This is a genomic window from Dyella humicola, assembly GCF_026283945.1.
Lineage (GTDB): Bacteria > Pseudomonadota > Gammaproteobacteria > Xanthomonadales > Rhodanobacteraceae > Dyella > Dyella humicola.
The window spans coordinates 2,752,639-2,770,686 of record NZ_JAPDPC010000001.1 but is presented as its reverse complement, the minus strand read 5'-3'; the positions used below and the strand labels follow the sequence as shown (position 1 = coordinate 2,770,686).

Below are 18,048 nucleotides of genomic sequence, written 5' to 3'. Positions count from 1 at the left end.
GTCATGGCCCGGAAGCCAGCCATCCCCGTTTTGCCGGACCGCTCAGGTAGAGGCTGGCGCCGGCATTAGCGTGCAGCCTTCTGCTGGTTCCGAAGGGCTACGACGGCTGCCGCCGCATTCACCTGGATCACGCCGTTGGACGTCTTGCTGCTGCGTAACAGGAGATCGTGGATCGTATGCGCATCGAGCTTGGGCGAGAGGGACAGCATCAGCGCGGCGATGCCGCTGACATGCGCGGCAGCCATGGACGAGCCTGAAGTGAAGTCGTACCCGCCACCAGGTTGGGTGGTGAGGATGTCATTCCCGGGAGCGCTTAGAACGTCAGGTGGCGCAGCTGACCTGGCGCTTTCGCGCACCACGATGACGCCGGGCGCATCGCTCGGAAACCCGATCGTGCTGCCTAGCGGAGGCATGGCGGCAATGACGATGCGTCCCTGGCGCAGCAGTTCGGCGAGGAGCATGTCGAGCAGCGGATCTTCAGGCCCGCCCAGGCTTAGGTTGACAATGCGCGCATTGGTGTCGATGACCGCCGCAAGCGCCTTGGCGAGCGTAAAGGTGTTGCAATGCGCGCCCGCGCCCTGCGTGGTGGAGTACCAGCAAGCTTTGTAGACGTTGAGCACCGCCTTGGGCGCCATGCCCACGATGCCCTCATGGTTGTCGCCAAGCGCAGCGATGATGCCGGCCACTTCCGTACCATGGCTGTCAGCGGTGAACGCTGATACGTCGGCGTCGACCAGGTTTCTCGCTTCGCCAATGCCTCCCTTGAGATCGGGATGCATCATATCGACGCCCGTGTCGATGACGGCGATATGAATTCCGCTGCCCTGGCTGAAGTTGTGCGCGGCCGCAGCGTCGGTCTCGACAAATCCCCGTTGAAGGTTGACGTACGGGTCGTTGTAGTGGTGCGCATCGGTGGCGTCGCCCGCATAGACGGAATAATCCTGGAGCGGCTGCGCAAGTTGTACGCGGGTATCCTTCGCCAGCGCCGAAAGCAAAGCCTCGCGGCTCATGCCTGCGGGTGGCTCCAGGACGATGCAGTACAGGCCCAGCGTCTTGATCGGCCAGCCAACAACCTCGCGTATCCCGTAGCTTTCCTTGAGGGCGGCCAACGTAGAAGCGGCGCGCTGGCCGGCACCGTAGCTGCCTGAAGGGGTGTACCCAAGCAGACTGGAGCCCGCATGCGTGGCTGGCGGGTCGATCGGGTTGGCCACGGCCAGCACGATGTCTCGCCGGGGATCCATGGAGGATGCGCCGACCAGATCGTGCGAAGCCTTGTCGTTCTGTGGCACCGTGGGACGCGGCTGTGTGCACGCGGCCAGAGCAGCCAGCGCGGCCACCATCACGACTAGCGCGAAGGCGGGCAAGCTACGTTTCATTGGGCAACGGCGACGGGTTCAGCCAGACGGACGCCCCGCGTCTCGCGCAGTTTCCGCAATGCATCTTTCGACATCGAGGTATTACCGGTCGGAACGACCGTGTATGCGCCAACTTCATTGGGACCACTCACCACCTGCAGGTCGTGGGTGCGAAGGAGGGCATTCCAGTCGGCCAGTTGCATGGTGTTTTCAGGCACGACATGGAGCGCGCCTGCAGGAGCCGGCATCGCATTCTGGCTTAGCGTGCGATAAGCCGAATGGCCGCCTTCAAGCCAGAGCTTTGCACCCAGCACACCGATGCCAAGTGCCTGGACCAACATCACCGCGACCAGCGCTCGAGTCAGCCAACTTGAGGGGCGCGAATGGAGTGATACCTCCTGTATGTCTGGTGCATCGATCCTGGCAAGCAGTCGCCGCAACCCGGCGTTTACATCGACCGGGATATCCGAAGGCAATGACATGGCAAGTCGCAGGTAACCCTGTTGCGCGAATTCTGTACGGCACGAGTCGCACTGGGCAAGGTGCGGATGCAGCCAATCATCATGCGTTTGCGAAGTGCTGTTCTGCAGCACCCAGGGCATGGCCTCCCAGGCGCGGGCACAATCCATGTCGATATCCGACTGAGACTTCATGGCGCGCTCTCTTTTCGCATGGGCGGTTCTCCTGCAAGCAGCGGCAGCGTATTGCGTAGTTTGACCCGCGCATGGAACAAGCGCGCCTTCACGGTGCCGACGGGACACTGCATGATGACCGCGACATCGTCCAGGGTGTGGCCCAGTCCATAGACCAGCTCGATCACGACCCGCTGGTCCGTGGATAGTCGATTCAGCCCCTTCGCCAACCAGTCCCGCAGCTCGCGATCCTCGTCTGGGTTATGGGACAGAAAGCGATCTTCCGATAGTGCGTCATCCTCCATGGGCTCGTCGCCGTGTTGTCGCAGCGCCTTTAGCCCACAGCGATAGGCGATGCCGATGATCCAGGTGGAGACGCGCGAGTCGCCGTGGAAGCTACCCGCCTTCTGCCAGGTGATCCACAGACAATCGTTGATGACCTCCTCGATGACATCGGCTCGCCGGGTCAAGCGCGAAAGAAAACGGCATAGCCTGCCGTGATAGCTGCGATACAGCACCGCCAGTGCGGTGCGGTCGCCGCCCGCCATGCGCTGCAGCAGAATGCGATCGGTGGCGTCTGCGTCGATGTCCGCGTCGTTCATGGCCGCCTCGCAAGGGTGATAGTTCGCCTAGTGAGTGCCATTTCAGCGCCAAGGGGTTGCCCTGGCGTCAAAATGAGAGGGAAACCGTGGCCAACCAGGGGGCGGTGTCGAAACTGCCGCGCGGACGGGTGAGCCCGCTGGTGACGACACGGTCGAGTTCCATGTGCCAAGACCCCTTGCTCCAAATCAAGCCCGCATGGCCGTAGCCATAGGTCTCCGCCGGAAGGGGTTCGTAGTATCCAGGCCGAGCATATTCGTATGAACTTGCGCATTCTTGGCCGCCGGCATGGCAGGGGCTAACGGCGGATCGCGTGACGCCTGCACCGGCAGAGAAGGAAAAGTGCGCCGGCAAAGGCCAATGAAAGTTTACATCCGCCGCACCGCGAAAGCGGGGGACTTGTGAGTTCATGCCGTAAATGGCGGACAGTCCGAACGTGAGAACGTCCCGATAGATCCAGTCGAGCGTGCCTTCGACGCGTTCATAGGGTCGCGCACGAGCATTACCGGGGTAGTCGTAGTAGGCCACGCCTGCCTGCATTTGCCAGTCGGTGGCGAGCGACCAATCGCGCGAAACTTGTGCGAGCGCTTCAGCGATGTGATCTGGCGAACGCACTTCGGTGCTTGCCGATAAGCCCAAGGACCATCCCGTGGCGAACGAGTAGGACCCTGCGCCTTGCAGGATAGGCGTTTGCGGCGACACCGCCTGGCCCCTGTCCACCAATTGCGAGCTGAGCGCCACCGTACCGCTCAAGTCTGCGGCCTGGGCAGGGGGCGCGGCCGACAAACCCATGCCGAGAGCCAGCAATGCATAGGCGAGACTGCCACCGACAGGCGCGTTCACGCCGCGACTGAGGCTGGTGGGGCAATGATGGAAACGGGTCCTTGCGCCATCGATGCGAAATGTCGACATGACTTTGTCAGCCAGGCACACAGCGACACCGTAGGACCTCGCAGGCCACGGAATGCGTCTTACGATGAAAGGCTATAAGCAAATCGTCGCGAAGCATCGGCCCTTCGTCTCAGTGAGCAGCGCTCGCCCGCTGGGCGCGAGCGTCACCCGGGTCGAGATCCCTTGGATACTATACGGTCGAAAGGGCCAAAACGGGCGTGGTCAAGAAAACGTGTCGAGGTATGCAATGAGGTCCTCCGACTGCCTGGGATCATTAAAGCCAGCTATGCCCATGGCGCGTTGCCCCCTCCCGCACCCCGGTAAGCTCGCCCAGCGGAGGCGATGAGCCGGCCCCCTTGAAACGTGGCAATGGAGACTGTCTTCGACTTCCGCTCGGTGTGGCCGATGCGCCTGCTTAAGGCTGGAGTGCTGGGCATCGGATCCACACGTATGTTCCGACGCCTTGATACGGCCCCGGAACAAGCGAGGCGTCAGTGCACGGATCTTGACGCTCTTCGCATGCTCGTGATTTGAAGGGCAGACGCTCTATTACGTCGCCCTCTTCCTCTGCGGCATGGCAACGGCATCAGCCACGAGGCAGTTCCCTCATTGGCTTGGGGAGCGCATGATTCGATCGACTGTCGCCGTGTGCCTGTTGCTAGGGGCCATATCGTTCAGCGCGACGGCACACTCCATGATCGGCGTGTGTCTGCCCGGATTGTTCTTCCTGCCCATCGCTTCTGGAACGTGGATTTTTGGCCTTCTCCTGACGCGCGGCGCAGTGCGCCTTGGTCATGCGAGCTACAGCATCTACTTGCTGCGGGGCCTCACGCTGTCGCTCATTTTCGCGCCATCTTTTCCAGGCAAGTACGCCATCTTGTCGCCGCTGCATTTTTGATCGTCGCGTCGTTGGCGATTTTCGTTTTGGCCTCGGTGGCGGCCATGTCGTATCTGCTGATTGAGAAACGAGGCATTGCTATTGGCCACAAGGTATTGGCCAGGATGTCGTCGGTCGCCTTGGGCGACGGTCGCACCGAGAGCGCGACCAAGGCCCCTCAGTAAATCCCCGGCCCAGACACGCCACCGGGCTAGGCCGTCGGCATGATCAGCCTGGGCAGCTGATCCTCGTGCGCCCAACAACGCTTCGATCATGTTCGAAGGCGGCCGCAACCAAAGGGCGCCATCCGGGCACTAACTGCACGCGTGGCCGCCATTCTTTGGGTGAAAGGCGTGCAGGCGGTTCAAGTCGATAGCGATCGAGTGTCAGCGATAGCCAAGGGGCTCCAAGCCATGCGTTTAGTTTCGCTGTGTTGTGCCGCCTTGCTGAGTGTGATGCTGATTGTCGCGGGTATCTTGCTGAGCCCGCCTAACGCGCAGGCCCAGCAATCCGCCGCGAGCAGCGCAGGCACCACCGATGTCGAGCACGGCGCTTCCACTGGACTGAGTCAGAGCGATATCGCCAGAATGCTGCCGGCCACCGACATGGGGGCCAATGCTGCACGTCAAAAAGATCCACACCTCGCACCGGTCAGCGACAGCCCAGCCACGCCGTTCGATGCCGCCCCGATTCCAGTCAACCCGCTGGCGCCGAACGCCGACGCAGTAGGCGCGAAGACCTGCGTGGCCTGCCACGCGCAGGAAAACATCCAGGCCTCGCACAGCCTGCACGTCATCTCGTTCCGCGCAGGTGCGGCGAACAGCGGTCCACAGGCTGCCTGCGAAACCTGCCACGGTCCCGGTTCCGTGCACGCCAAGGATCCCACCGCGCCGGGTTCGATCATCGCGTTCACCCATGATGCGAAGACGCCGCCGCGAGTCCAGGCCAGTGTGTGCCTGGGCTGTCATGCCGGCGGCGCACGGCAGCATTGGGTCGGTTCCATCCATGAGAACCGCGGGCTGTCCTGCAGTGACTGCCACAATCCGATGACCAGGCTTTCGCCGGAAGGCCTGCTGGCGGCCTCGTCGATCAACGAGGTTTGTGCGAGCTGCCATCAGGACATCCGCGCCAAGTTCAACCGTCGCTCGCACATGCCCTTGCCGGAAGGGCAGATGGCCTGCACCGACTGCCACAACCCGCACGGCAGCATCACCAAGCCGCTGCTGAAGACCGATACGGTCAATGAAACCTGCTACACCTGCCACGCCGAGAAGCGCGGGCCGTTCCTGTTCGAGCATGCGCCGGTGCGCGAGAGCTGCCTCAACTGCCACGACGTGCACGGCTCCAACCAGCAGACCCTGCTGGTCGCGCCGATTCCGATGCTGTGCCAGCAGTGCCACACCATGACGCTGCACCCGAACGATTTGCAGACGCCGGCCGGACTCGGCAACGGTCCACATCCGGACGAGCGGATCATTGGGCGAGGCTGCCTGACCTGCCACAGCAATATCCACGGCTCGAACAATCCTTCCGGACCGAAGTTCCACGAGTGACGGAGGCGGACGATGCTTGCGCTGAAGCAAAATCGCACGACGCCGACAGTCCTGACGCTGAGCCTGCTGCTGGGCCTGTTCGGTATGCAGGATGCGCTGGCGGGTGATACCAGCGACACGATGCGCGTAGGCGATACGCAGTTTGGCAATGCACTCGATCCGCTTGGCTGGGCCCCGATGCTGCAACCGGCCGATCCCGACGGCATGTCCCTTCTGCACGCGGGCATGCTGCGTACGCCCACCGGCAACCTTTATCCGTATCCGCCCATGGTCAATGCGGGCAAGCCGGTGGGCCAGGGCGATTGGCTCTATAACGGCGAGATCGAATTCGGCTATCTGCATGTCGGCGGTGACAGCAACGCGGAGTATTTTCGCCAGTACGCCGACTGGCGCAGCGGACCTGTGCTGGGCCTGCTCGCACTCAATTTCTGGAGTCCAAAGACCGGCGAATATGTCGAATTCCGCGGCAATCACCTCAGCGCCGACGACCAGTTCTATCGCCTGCGCGCCGGCCAATACGGCAGTTACCGGATCGAGGCGTTCTACCGCGACATGCCCCATACGGTGTCGACCAACGCCTACCCGATCTGGAATGGCGTCGGCAGCACCAACCTGACCTTGCCGCCGTCGCTAGTCCCCGGCGGGAGCACGCCGGCGCAAGTGGCGGCCGTGTCCGCCGCCACGCCGGAGCACAACATCGGGCTTAAGCGCACGCGCGAAGGACTCAGTTACGAAGGCGCGGTGTACCAAAACTGGATCGCTTCGGTCGGCATCACCAACGAGAAACGCACGGGTACGCGTCTGTGGGGCGGCTCGATGTTCTTCAATTACCCATTCCCCGACAACGGCGGCATCCTCGAGACGGTGCGGCCCATCGACTTCCGCACCACCGACGTGAATCTCAGCCTGCGCAATGTTGGCAGGGTCTGGCACTTCCTGGCGACCTACAACGGCTCGTTCTTCCGCAATCACAAGGACCATCTGGACTTCCAGAGCCCATTTGCGTTGTCCAACGTGGTCGGCGTGCCGCAGGTAGCCAACATCACGACTGGCCAGTTCTCGCTGGAGCCGAACAACGATTATCACAATGTGCGACTGGACCTGTCGCGCGAGCTGAAGTGGAACGGGCAGCTCACTGTGGCCGGAGCATGGGGAACGATGCGTCAGAACGATGCGCTGCTGCCGCCGACCAACTGCACCGGCACCGGTGGTGTCTACATTTCGCCAACGGCGAACTATACGTTCCCGTGCGCGAACTGGAACACCACGGCGGCGCTGTCCGAACCTAGTGCGAATGCGCGGATCGACACCGGCCTGCTCGACGCCCGGGCCACCTTTCATCCCACCCAGGCGCTCGGCTGGCATGCCGGCCTGCGCTGGTATCGGGAGGACGACAAGACCCGCTACCTCGCCTACAACCCGCTCACCGGTCAATACGGTTTCATCTCCGAAAACGGCTCGCAAGGCACCGTGGTGCCGGGCCAGACCGGCTTCTTCGACCCGAACAACCCACTGTATGCATCGAACAGCACTCCCGTGCGCAACGTGCCCGTCAGCTATACCGATGCGGTGCTTGAGTTGGGTGGCGACTGGCAACTTAGCCATAAGACCTCGCTCGGCGTTACCTACACCTATGACCGCAACGAGCCAAAGTATCGCGAGCGCAATCGCGTCGATGACCAGCGCATCAAGTTCGCCTGGGTCAGTCGCGATGTCGTGGGTGCCACCATACGGCTGAGCTGGGAATACGCCAGGCGCGATGGCGATCAGTACAACTTCGATCCGTACCTGCCGTTCTACTCGCAGTCGCTTCCCGGCTTCGTCACCCCGGCCGTGGGCCTACCGGCTTACACCGTTGCCGACATGCGCATGTACGACCTGTCCAATCGGACGGAAAGCAAGGCACGCCTGATCATCACTCATCCCTTGGGTGAATCGGCCACGATCTCGGCCACGTTCTACGGCAATCGCGACAACTACGATGCCCTGATCGGACGCCAGAACACCAGTACGACCGGCGCCACCCTGCAGTGGGATTGGCAGCCCAGCCCGAGGACCACCCTGAACGGTTACCTCGGGGTAGAAGGCTCGCGCATGGGCATCGCCAACGTCAACGATGCGGACTCAGTCGACAACGGCAAGATCTACGGCAGTCTCGGCCAGTCCAACCCTAACCTCGGTGGCCCGTTTTATCCGTATGCGAACCAATGGTGGGAGTACGACAGCGAAACCAATCGCAATGCCGGGCTCACCTTCAGTCACGACTTTGGCCGGGTGCGTGCCGACCTCAGCTACAACTATACCGGCTCGTTCGGCCACGTCGGCTACAACTACGCGACCATCGGCGCGCTTGCCTTCCGTGATGCCGCCGGCGTCGCCGCAGCCAGCAACGGTTTTCCCGACGACAAATACAGCACCAATACGCTCGACATGGGCCTGAGCTTTCACGTCACCAGCAATGTCGGCGTGCGCCTGTACGGCCGCTATGAAACTGGCGCCTTCAGCGACTGGCATTATTTGGGGCTGAACAACACGCTCGTCTATGACCACCGCCTCTATACCGACAAGGGTGGCCAGCTGCATTACAACGCGAGCCTGGTCGGCGTCATGTTGAACCTGAAGTTGTAGGAGCCGTGATGACGCATCGCACAAGCCTGCTGTGGATGGGGTTGCTGATGTCCACTGTCGTACTCGCGGCAGAGCCGCCAGCGGCCAGCACATCGGCCGTGCCGGCCAAAGTGCAGGATCTGCGTCGCATGCGCCCGATCAGCGGCGACGCCAAGGCCGGCGCCGCCAAAACCGCGGTGTGCCTGGCCTGCCATGGCCCCCAGGGCGTGGCGATCGCACCGAACTTTCCCAACCTGGCGGGGCAATCCGCAAGCTATCTCTACGTACAGTTGAAAGAATTCCACGATGGCCAGCGCAAGGATCCGGTGATGACTGGCCAGGCCGCGGCGTTGAGTGATGACGACATGCGCAACCTGGCCAGCTACTACGCCTCGCTGCCGCCGAAACCGGCGGGAAAGGGCGACGCCAGCTCGCGCGGTGCGCAGTTGTATCTGACTGGCGACCCGGCGCGCGGCATTCCGCCCTGCCAGGCTTGCCACGGACCGGCGGCCCTCGGCCCGCAGCCGCATCCAAGCAGCGCGCCGCAACCACCATGGGCCACGTTTCCACACCTGCGCGGCCAGTCCGGCTTGTATCTGACCAAGCAGCTGGGCGACTTCAAGCGCGGTACGCGCGCCGGCAACAGCAATGCAAAGGTAATGCATGGCGTGGCGCAGACGCTGGGTGACGACGACATACAGGCGCTATCGACTTACCTCAGCACCTTGTGATGTCGGTCGATGAGCCGTCGTGCGGTGCCAGGGGTGGCGCGTCTTGGCAGCGTGATATCGAACAGCTTCGGCGAGCATCTGCAGGCGCCAAACAGGCGATCGCGCTCGACGGCTTAGGCGATGCGGTTGCGCACGTTCTTGTCGGAATCCTGTAGCCACTCAATGTCGTAGGCATGGACTCACCGAGTGCGCTCGTGCGCCGAATCGCCCATTGCTGCCCTGCACCAGAATCGTGTCGGTGTTGCCGAACGTCAGGACGCCGCCCTGCGGACCGTTTTCAGAGATGCGGCGGTACCCGTCGGTGAGCGGGCTATAAGCGAGGTAGCGGGTCTCGTTATGCCCGCGGCTGAGCCGCGCGTCGAGTGGGCAAGTCGATAGGCCGGACCATCATCCAGAGCGGCACCGATGGCCAGGGCCAATCTTAGGTGCAACCTTTCGCCGGCCAGACGGCACCCAATGGAAAGTTGGTCGCGTTCAAAATCCACAACCTGGCTCAGCATATGGAAATCGAACGGATCCAATTGCAGATGCATGGCGACCAGCGCGGCATGCTCATTTCGCTTGAAAAAGACCTCAACGTGCCGTTCGACATCCGGCGCGTGTACTACCTGTTCTCCACAAAATGCGATGTGCACCGTGGCATGCACGCGCATCGCAATCTCAATCAGCTGGCCGTGACGGTGCGAGGCTCCGTCACCTTCCTGTTGGACGATGGCAGCGGTCCTTGCAAGGTCGTGCTCGACGATCCGGCGAAGGGGTTGCTATTGCGCCGCATGGTGTGGCGGGAGATGTACGATTTTACTGAAGACTGTGTCTTGATGGTCCTGGCTGACCAGTTCTACGATCCGGCGGATTACATCACGGACTACGATGTTTTCCTGCGCGAGGTACACCAGGGGGAAGTGCCAGCATGCCAAGGTCGCTAGTGATCATTGGGGCTGGCGAGTTCGCACAGATTGCCTGCGAATACTTCGAACACGATAGCGGTTACGACGTCGTCGCCTTCAGCGTCGAGCAAAAGTATCTTATGCAGCCGATACTCGCCAATCGGCCCGTAGTGGCTTACGAGGACCTCGAGGCGCTCTACTCGCCAGCGGACTACGAGGTCTTCGTTGCCATACCAGCCAGCCAGCTGAACCGGCTGCGCACGCGTTTCTACCTGGATGCGAAAGGTAAAGGGTATGGCATCGCGACTTATGTCAGCACCCGTGCCTTTGTCTGGCACAACGCGGAGATTGGCGAGAACAGCTTCATCTTCGAGAACAACGTTATCCAGCCCTTCGTTCGGATCGGCAATAACTGCGTCCTATGGAGTGGTAACCACGTGGGTCATCGCACCGTCCTGCAGGACAACGTGTTCGTGGCTTCGCATGCTGTTATTTCGGGTTACTGCGATATCGGTGAAAGCAGCTTCATCGGAGTCAATACCACCTTCAATGATCACATCAAGATCGCCAGCGACAATGTGATCGGTGCCGGTGCGCTGGTGACGCGCGACACGGAGCCGGGCCGGGTCTACGTCGGATCACCCGCGCATGCGGTCCCCGATCGCTCCAGCTTCGACGTGAGGTTATGAGGGGTGATGCTTGACTGGACCAAGAAAGGACTGGTGTTCGACACGGCCCAGCGCAGCGTGGGCGGCTGGATGCGGCACTCGGCACTCACGCCGACGCCTTATCGGATCAATGACCAACTCATACGCGTCTACGCGGGATTTCGCGATGGCGAGGGCGTCAGCCGTATCGGTTATGTGGACGTTCGCGCCGACGATCCGTCTTCCGTAGTCCATGTAAGCCCCGAGCCGGTCATCGAGCTTGGCCGGGACGGGTGCTTCGACGACAACGGCATGATTCTTGGCGATATCGTCGACGCACCGGATGGCCTGTACATGTTCTACGTCGGCTTCCAGCGCGTGGCCAGGGCCAAATTCCTGGCATTCACTGGCCTGGCCATTTCGCGCGATGGCGGTGAACGCTTTCAGAGGATGCAGGAAGCGCCGATTCTGGACAGGGCGCAGGGACGGAACACCATTGCTGCGGTTCACTCCGTGATCCGCGAGGGAAATCGTTGGCGTCTGTGGTATGCGGTTGGCGACGACTGGGAATACATCGATGGACAACCGTTCCCGCGTTATCACATACGCTACGTGGAAACGGACGACCTCACTAAGATTCCTCGCCAGGACCACGTCTGCCTGCGTCCCCGCGGCAGCGAATACCGTATTGGCCGGCCACGCGTCTATCGCATGGACGGCGGTTACGTCATGTATTTCACGCGGGGGAATGTCACGGGGGAGTATTTCCCGGGACTCGCGTACAGCGCGGATGGCATTCACTGGGAGCGCCGCGACGAGGCGCTTGGCCTGTCATTGTCTCCCAGTGGGTGGGACTCGCGGGTCATTTGCTATCCGGCACTCATTCGGCAGCGCGACAAACTCCTGATGTTCTACAACGGCAATGACATGGGGCTGGACGGCTTCGGTGTTGCCGAAGCGCTACAGACGCAAGTCGAAGGAGGCATTCGTGCTTGCGGTTAGGCCCTACGTGCCGTCGGACTCGGGCGCCTGGGACGCGGTGGTAGAGCAGTCGAGGAACGGCGTCCTGTTGCATCGGCGCGCCTATATGGACTATCACGCCGACCGCTTTGCCGACCGATCGCTCATGGTCGAACGCCACGGCGAGCCGGTGGCCATCTTTCCCGCCAACGCGCTTGGTAAGACGGTAGTAAGCCACGGTGGCCTTACCTATGCCGGCCTCATCAGTACCCAAGCCTTGCGTGCCGAATCGACGCTTTCCGTCTTCGAGATGATCGGCGAAATCTATCGTGCGCTTGGCATGGACAACGTCGTCTACAAGGCCGTGCCGCACGTCTTTCATGCGTATCCCGCCGATGAGGATCTTTATGCCCTGCATCGACTCGGTGCGCGCCTGAAGCGCCGTGACATCTCCTCGATCATCGCGTTGCAGGAATCTTTTTGCTTCACCGACGGACGCCGTCGAGCCGTCAACAAGGCAAGAAAGGAAGGCGTCCAAATCCGGGCGAGCGCAGACCTCGCAGGCTTCCACGCCCTGCTTTCAGAGGTGCTGCGCAAGCACCGCGCCGCGCCGACCCACAGCCTGGACGAACTTCGCCTGTTGCAGGCGCGCTTTCCCCAGCAAATCGTGCTCTACGATGCGCGGCGCGACGATGAACTGTTAGCCGGGGCCATCGTCTACGACTTTGGCCGTGGTGTGCATACCCAGTACCTGGCAGCATCGGAAGAGGGCAGGCGTGTGAATGCGCTCAACCTTCTGCTGGCGGATCTGATCGAGCGTTACGCTGGCCGACATTACTTTTCCCTTGGCATTTCCACCGAGCAAGAAGGAAAAGCGCTGAATGGCGGCCTGATCTCGCAGAAAGAATATTTCGGCGCGCGTGGCGTGGTGCATGACTTCTACGAATGGGCGCTCTGATGGACGTTCCATTCCTGAATGTGAGGGAGCTGAATGCGCGCTACGCCGACGAGCTGAAGGCGGCAGCGGCGCGCGTCATCGATTCCGGCTGGTACATCCTTGGCGAGGAGGTTGCCGCCTTCGAGCGGGAATTCGCCGCTTACTGCGGCGTCCGTCATGCCGTGGGCGTCGGCAATGGCCTGGATGCATTGTCACTGATCCTGCGAGGCTACAAAGAGCTTGGCGCCATGGAGGAGGGTGACGAGATTCTGGTGCCGGGCAACACGTTCATAGCCAGTTATCTGGCCATCACCGAAAACCGGCTCGTGCCGATTCCGGTGGAACCCGACCCTGCGACGTTCAATATCGATCCGGTTCGTTTGAAAGACGCCATTGGCCCGCGCACGCGAGCCATCATGGCGGTGCACTTGTATGGTCAGCTGGCCGACATGCCCGGGCTGGCTGCGGTGGCCAAGCAACATGGGTTGCTGTTGATCGAGGACGCAGCGCAGGCGCATGGCGCAACGAGCAAGGGTCGCAAGGCCGGTTCTTTCGGTGATGCCGCGGGCTTCAGCTTTTTTCCGACCAAGAATCTCGGCGCCCTGGGCGATGGCGGCGCCGTGGTCACCGACGATGCCGGACTTGCCGCGCGGGTGGCGGCGCTGCGCAATTATGGTTCGGATGTGAAGTATCACCATCCGTATCGTGGCGTGAACTCAAGACTGGACGAGATGCAGGCCGCCTTGCTTCGCGTGAAGTTGAAGTATCTGGATGAGGATATTCAGAAGCGCCGCCAGGTGGCGCGACGCTATCGCGATGCGATCCGTCAGCCCGACATCCTGCTTCCCGAAGTGGCGCATGAAGAGCAACACGCCTGGCATCTTTTCGTCGTCCGCAGTTCCCACCGCGATGCTCTCCAACACCATTTGCAGGCGCGCGGCATCCAGAGTCAGGTGCATTATCCGGTGCCGCCGCACCAGCAGCCGGCTTACGCGATGTTGCAGGGTGTACATCTGCCCTTGACGGATCGACTGCATCGCGAGGTGCTTAGCCTTCCGATGGGGCCGACGCTGCCGGGAGACGCGGTGGAGCAGGTCATCCAGGCCTGCCAGGTATTTGGGTGCTCGCCATGAACATCGCGCGCGCCAGCTTCTATACCGCCGCATCCACGGGCGCACGCCTGCTGGCTGGCCTGGTCGTGATCAAGGTGGTTGCCTCGTTCGCGGGTCCGGAGGGCGTCGGCAAGCTGGGCCAGTTCATGAGCCTCATGTCGCTGCTCGCGGTTTTCGCCGGAGGAGGCATAGGGGCGGGCGTGGTCAAGTACGTCGCGGAATACCGTGACGATGCGCAACGCCTGGCGCGTCTGCTGGGCGCAGCGCTCTGGTACGCCCTTGGCGCCTCGCTCGTGATCGGAGCCGCGACCTTGCTCTTCAGCTCGCAGATGGCCCAGTGGCTGCTCGGTGATGCTCGGTATGCAGCCCTGATCCGTGTGCTTGCCGTCGCCCAATTGGGCATCGCACTAGCCAACTATATCGTCGCTGTCATCAATGGCTTCATGGACGTGCGCCGCCTCGCTCTCGTCCAGATGGTCGGTTCCGCACTCAATATCGCGATGGTGCTGTGGCTTTCGCGGTGGCTGAATCTCGAAGGGGCGCTGCTCGCCCTGGTGCTGGGCCAGACGCTGTGGTTGGCGGTTGGCCTGCCGATGTGGTGGAGAAGCCCGTATTTCAAGCGCAGCATGCTGCGGGTGCGGTTTGATCGCGAAATGGTCACGCGGCTCGCAGCATTCTCAACCATGACCCTGACTTCCGCTTTGCTGCCGCCCATGGTCAACATAGCGGTCCGCGACCATCTCGTGGGCGGGTTCGGCTGGCAGCAGGTGGGCTACTGGCAGGCAGTAAGCAAGGTGTCCGACGCGTATCTGCTCTTCATCACTTCCGCCATCAATATCTACTATCTGCCGAAACTTGCGTCGATCAATGACCGGGCATCCCTGATGCTCGAGCTGCGCCATGCCTACTGGTTCCTGCTGCCGTTGGTGATGGGGCTGGCGCTGGCGGTCTACGTCATGCGCAACTGGGTGACGCTATTGCTCTTCAGTGGCGAGTTCTCGCAGGCGAACGAACTGTACGGTCCGCAGCTTGTCGGGGACGTCATCAAGATCGCTTCTTTCGTACTTTCCTATCTGATGCTGGCCAAGGCCATGACGCGGCTTTTCATCATCTCCGAGTGCGTCTTCGCGGTCAGCTATCTGGTGCTGGTCTATGCGTTCACTGCGCATTTCGGACTGGTGGGCGCGATCTACGCGTTCTCCACGAATTATTTCCTCTATCTCGTTTTCAATATCGTGGTCGCGCGCCGCTATCTCGGAGGGCTGGAGCAATGGTCGGCGGATTACCGATGAGAAGCACGGCGACGCCGTTGGTGTCGGTCCTGATACCCGCGTTCAATCATGAGCGCTTCGTGCTGCGCTGCCTGGATAGCGTGCTTGAAGATCCGTATGAAGCCAAGGAGCTCGTCATCATCGACGACGGCTCGACGGACGGCACGGGGGAGCGGATCATCGAGTGGATCAACCAGCATCGCGAAGAGATCCCGATCGAATACGTACGCCGGGATAATCGGGGCATCGCGGCGACCATGAACGAACTGGCTGCGCGCGCCCATGGGGAGTTTCTACGGCTCGGTTCCAGCGACGACTACCTCCTACCCGGTGGACTCGGCGCGCAGGTGGACTACTTGCTAGAACATCCACGAAAGTGGGCGGTGATCGGTGATTCGATCGTGGTCGATCAGGAGGGCAGAAAACTTCACGACAGCGGGATGTGCGATCTGCACCATGCCAACAAAGGCCTCTATCAGTCCGACGAAGGCATCCGCATGGCGGTTATCAGCCACTGGGCCATCGGGGGGCCGGTAGCGCTGATTCGCAAGCGCTCACTGGAAACCGTGGCGGGCTGGAATGAGAGCCTGCGGATAGATGACTGGGATTTCTTTCTCCGCCTGGTGTCCCATGACGCGATCGGATTCATCGACGTCCGTGTCTGCGCTTACCGACTCCACAGTTCCAACCTGAGCAGGACGCGTGATACCAGGGCCCGGATCCTCAACCTACTGGAATCCCAAAGCGTCGCCTTGCGAAGGATATCGCTGTTCAGTGACCCGTACCGCACCTTGCTCAAGGCGCAGTCGCACTTCATTGGCGCCAAGATATCGTTCCTTCAGCGGCGGCTGTGGCCTCTCGCCTTTCATCTCCTCGTTTACCTTTCGCTAGTCGTTAGGACCAGGATCAAACTGCGGTCGGCATTGCACCTTGCGGAGGGAGCATGAGGAGGCTCCTGCGCATTCCGTCGATCTACCTGTGCGTGCCCATGCTGTTCGCCTGCGGGTTGACGTTGCTGTCTTACAGGCTTCCTTCCGGCTACCTGGAAGGGATTCTGTTGTTGCTGGTAACGACGCTGGCCATCTTGCTGTTCGACCTGCTCTCTGGACTGAGGCTGCCGTCGGCGGAACAGTTTCGTGCCAGGAATTACGTTGGCACGCGCGAATCCTTCCTTGCGCTTGGCTTTGCGGCCGTGATCATTGTGTTCTGTGGGCTCGACCTGACCCTGTTTCCGGTTCCGTTGATCGACGCGCCCGCGTCCTACGCGCAAATGGAAGGCGGTCGGGAACATGTGCGGCATATATCCGATATGTGCTGGGTGCTTCCTCCCATTGGTCTGCTGTGCACCAGGAACAAGTGGTTGCGCGGGATGCTCATGCTGATCGGTTTCGCCTTTCCGGTCCTGGTGATCGACCGGAACAGAATTTTTGCGGCGCTTTTCGCGACGGCGCTGGTGATCCTATTCCGCAGGGACCCGGCGAAACGGTTGCCATGGGTGACCGTGACCCTGTTGGCGATCATCGGAGGATCGGTCTTCTCGGTGCTCGGCATCCTGCGCTCCGGGACATTGGACACCGTTGCGCTGCCTTTCAGCGATCTGTATCGGGCGGCGCCTGTGGGGGTCAGGTGGCTGGTGCTCTATGCGAGTGCAGGTCCGTACAACTTCGCTTCCATGTTGGCCAAGCATTATTCGAATTCGACCTTTCTCATCAACCAGCTGGTTCCCATGAGCGGTTCGATCGCGACGGCGGGCACGGATATTCCGCTCGACGCATCGAACATCAATGTCGGCTCGGAGTTCCTGCCGTTCCTGCTCGCGCTCGGTCCGCTGGGCGCGATCATGTCCATCATCCTGCTCTATATCCTGCAGCGCTGGAGTGTGCGGCGCCTGTATCCAAGCGTATCGCTGTTTTCCCTGTTGATCTTCCTGCGCATGTCCTATGTCTGCGTGATGTCGCCGTTCGCCCCACAGGCATTTACCTGGACGAACGTCGGTTTCATCGTCATTTGCCTCGTACTTCAGGCCTTGGTGGTGCTGTTGCCGAACCGCCGGGTGCCAGGTGTCGGGCCGGACGTCGCTGTGCTGCCGGCGGATGCCGGAAAACCCTCATCCTGATTCCTTGAAAGAGTCCCATGCCATGGAAAGAGACGAAATCTATCTGGTCGATATGTGGCGAATCCTTGCCCGTGAGTGGAAGTGGTTCCTGGTCATGGTGGTGCTGGTCCTGGCAGCCACGTTTGCCTTCATGCATTTGTCAAAGCGCCAGTGGCAAGCGACCGCATGGATACAAATCGCCCAGGTTGGCCAGGTCCCCCAGGGCCAGGACCCGAAGGTAGAGCCACTGCAACGGGTTGCCGAGCGATTGCAGACGAGGGCGTTTCAGAACGAGGTCATGCAAAGCATCGGGCTGCCCGTCGATTCGCGCGAGGCCGGGCTCTATCGGAAAAGCCTGCGGGTCGATCCGTTGCTATATGCGGCTTCGTTCGTTCGATTTACCGTGCGCGGAGACTCCGCGCTGCAGGCACGCCAGTTCGCCGAGGCCACGGTTGCTCAGCTGCGTATCGTTCACCAAGGTCTGGAGGCGACAACGCTGGCCCTTGCGCGTGCGCGTCTGGACGAGGTGCAGGCTGGCCTGAAGGACGCGCTGGCCGATCGGGATCGGCTGTTGCAGATCGCGGGCAGGGGAGATGCCGGCGACAAGAGCGGCCAGGCTGCTTCGCTCGCCGGCGTACTGGTCGCCAGCAGGGGCGAGGAAATCCGCACTTTGCAGACGACGCGCAGTGACCTCCTCACCAAACTGAGCGCCGGCTATACCTACGAGACTTCGTCGCTCTGGCCCGTCTATGTGCCTGAGGGACCGGCCTTCCCAAATCCCGTCATGTTCTGGGGTGTGGGCATCCTCGCGGCGTTGGGGCTAGGGGCCTTTGCTGCCGTCGCGAGAAATGCGCTGCGACGAAGCGTTTAGAACAGCTCTGTTGGTGCGAGAC

At 61.5% G+C, this 18,048-nt stretch carries 17 protein-coding genes; 13 read left to right on the top strand and 4 right to left on the bottom strand.

Annotated features, from left to right (window positions below; genetic code table 11):
- Positions 1–65 precede the first annotated feature (65 nt).
- The 4 genes from OUZ30_RS12310 to OUZ30_RS12295 form a co-directional block, all read right to left on the bottom strand.
- Positions 66–1,364 carry a S8 family serine peptidase gene (locus OUZ30_RS12310; RefSeq protein WP_425601519.1) on the bottom strand — a complete coding sequence of 433 codons (1,299 nt, stop codon included), beginning with the start codon at positions 1,362–1,364 and terminating at the stop codon, positions 66–68.
- 8 nt (positions 1,365–1,372) lie between these two features.
- Positions 1,373–2,008, bottom strand: coding sequence for an anti-sigma factor (locus tag OUZ30_RS12305; RefSeq protein WP_266182602.1), 636 nt, complete (start codon positions 2,006–2,008; stop codon positions 1,373–1,375).
- Positions 2,005–2,589 (bottom strand): sigma-70 family RNA polymerase sigma factor, encoded by a 585-nt coding sequence (locus OUZ30_RS12300; RefSeq protein WP_266182601.1) that lies wholly within the window; start codon positions 2,587–2,589, stop codon positions 2,005–2,007. The genes OUZ30_RS12305 and OUZ30_RS12300 overlap by 4 nt, the downstream gene beginning before the upstream one ends.
- A gap of 67 nt (positions 2,590–2,656) precedes the next feature.
- Positions 2,657–3,430, bottom strand: a complete 774-nt coding sequence (locus tag OUZ30_RS12295; protein ID WP_266182600.1) for a TorF family putative porin — start codon at positions 3,428–3,430, stop codon at positions 2,657–2,659.
- 742 nt (positions 3,431–4,172) lie between these two features.
- On the opposite strand from OUZ30_RS12295, the gene OUZ30_RS12290 reads away from it, so the two are divergent.
- The 13 genes from OUZ30_RS12290 to OUZ30_RS12230 all read left to right on the top strand — a co-directional run bounded on the left by OUZ30_RS12290 (position 4,173) and on the right by OUZ30_RS12230 (position 18,026).
- On the top strand, positions 4,173–4,376 hold the full coding sequence (locus OUZ30_RS12290) for a hypothetical protein (RefSeq protein WP_266182599.1): 204 nt from the start codon (positions 4,173–4,175) through the stop codon (positions 4,374–4,376).
- Between the two features lie 392 nt (positions 4,377–4,768).
- Positions 4,769–5,908, top strand: coding sequence for a DmsE family decaheme c-type cytochrome (locus tag OUZ30_RS12285; protein ID WP_266182598.1), 1,140 nt, complete (start codon positions 4,769–4,771; stop codon positions 5,906–5,908).
- A 12-nt stretch (positions 5,909–5,920) separates the two neighbouring features.
- Positions 5,921–8,536, top strand: a complete 2,616-nt coding sequence (locus OUZ30_RS12280; protein WP_266182597.1) for an MtrB/PioB family outer membrane beta-barrel protein — start codon at positions 5,921–5,923, stop codon at positions 8,534–8,536.
- 8 nt (positions 8,537–8,544) lie between these two features.
- Complete coding sequence (locus tag OUZ30_RS12275; protein WP_266182596.1) at positions 8,545–9,246, top strand: c-type cytochrome; 702 nt, start codon at positions 8,545–8,547, stop codon at positions 9,244–9,246.
- Positions 9,247–9,746: 500 nt separating this feature from the next.
- Positions 9,747–10,172, top strand: a complete 426-nt coding sequence (locus OUZ30_RS12270; protein WP_266183166.1) for a sugar 3,4-ketoisomerase — start codon at positions 9,747–9,749, stop codon at positions 10,170–10,172.
- Complete coding sequence (locus OUZ30_RS12265) at positions 10,157–10,822, top strand: acetyltransferase (protein WP_266182595.1); 666 nt, start codon at positions 10,157–10,159, stop codon at positions 10,820–10,822. Before OUZ30_RS12270 ends, OUZ30_RS12265 begins: the two co-directional genes overlap by 16 nt.
- A gap of 6 nt (positions 10,823–10,828) precedes the next feature.
- Complete coding sequence (locus tag OUZ30_RS12260; protein ID WP_266182594.1) at positions 10,829–11,782, top strand: glycoside hydrolase family protein; 954 nt, start codon at positions 10,829–10,831, stop codon at positions 11,780–11,782.
- Entirely contained in the window at positions 11,769–12,698 is a 930-nt protein-coding gene (locus tag OUZ30_RS12255; RefSeq protein WP_266182593.1) for a GNAT family N-acetyltransferase, read from the top strand. The genes OUZ30_RS12260 and OUZ30_RS12255 overlap by 14 nt, the downstream gene beginning before the upstream one ends.
- Positions 12,698–13,810 (top strand): DegT/DnrJ/EryC1/StrS family aminotransferase, encoded by a 1,113-nt coding sequence (locus tag OUZ30_RS12250; RefSeq protein ID WP_266182592.1) that lies wholly within the window; start codon positions 12,698–12,700, stop codon positions 13,808–13,810. The genes OUZ30_RS12255 and OUZ30_RS12250 overlap by 1 nt, the downstream gene beginning before the upstream one ends.
- Positions 13,807–15,081, top strand: coding sequence for an O-antigen translocase (locus OUZ30_RS12245; protein ID WP_266182591.1), 1,275 nt, complete (start codon positions 13,807–13,809; stop codon positions 15,079–15,081). The genes OUZ30_RS12250 and OUZ30_RS12245 overlap by 4 nt, the downstream gene beginning before the upstream one ends.
- Positions 15,060–16,007 carry a glycosyltransferase gene (locus tag OUZ30_RS12240; RefSeq protein WP_266182590.1) on the top strand — a complete coding sequence of 316 codons (948 nt, stop codon included), beginning with the start codon at positions 15,060–15,062 and terminating at the stop codon, positions 16,005–16,007. The genes OUZ30_RS12245 and OUZ30_RS12240 overlap by 22 nt, the downstream gene beginning before the upstream one ends.
- Positions 16,004–17,176, top strand: coding sequence for a hypothetical protein (locus OUZ30_RS12235; RefSeq protein WP_266182589.1), 1,173 nt, complete (start codon positions 16,004–16,006; stop codon positions 17,174–17,176). The genes OUZ30_RS12240 and OUZ30_RS12235 overlap by 4 nt, the downstream gene beginning before the upstream one ends.
- Positions 17,121–18,026, top strand: coding sequence for a Wzz/FepE/Etk N-terminal domain-containing protein (locus OUZ30_RS12230; protein ID WP_266182588.1), 906 nt, complete (start codon positions 17,121–17,123; stop codon positions 18,024–18,026). Before OUZ30_RS12235 ends, OUZ30_RS12230 begins: the two co-directional genes overlap by 56 nt.
- Positions 18,027–18,048 lie beyond the last annotated feature (22 nt).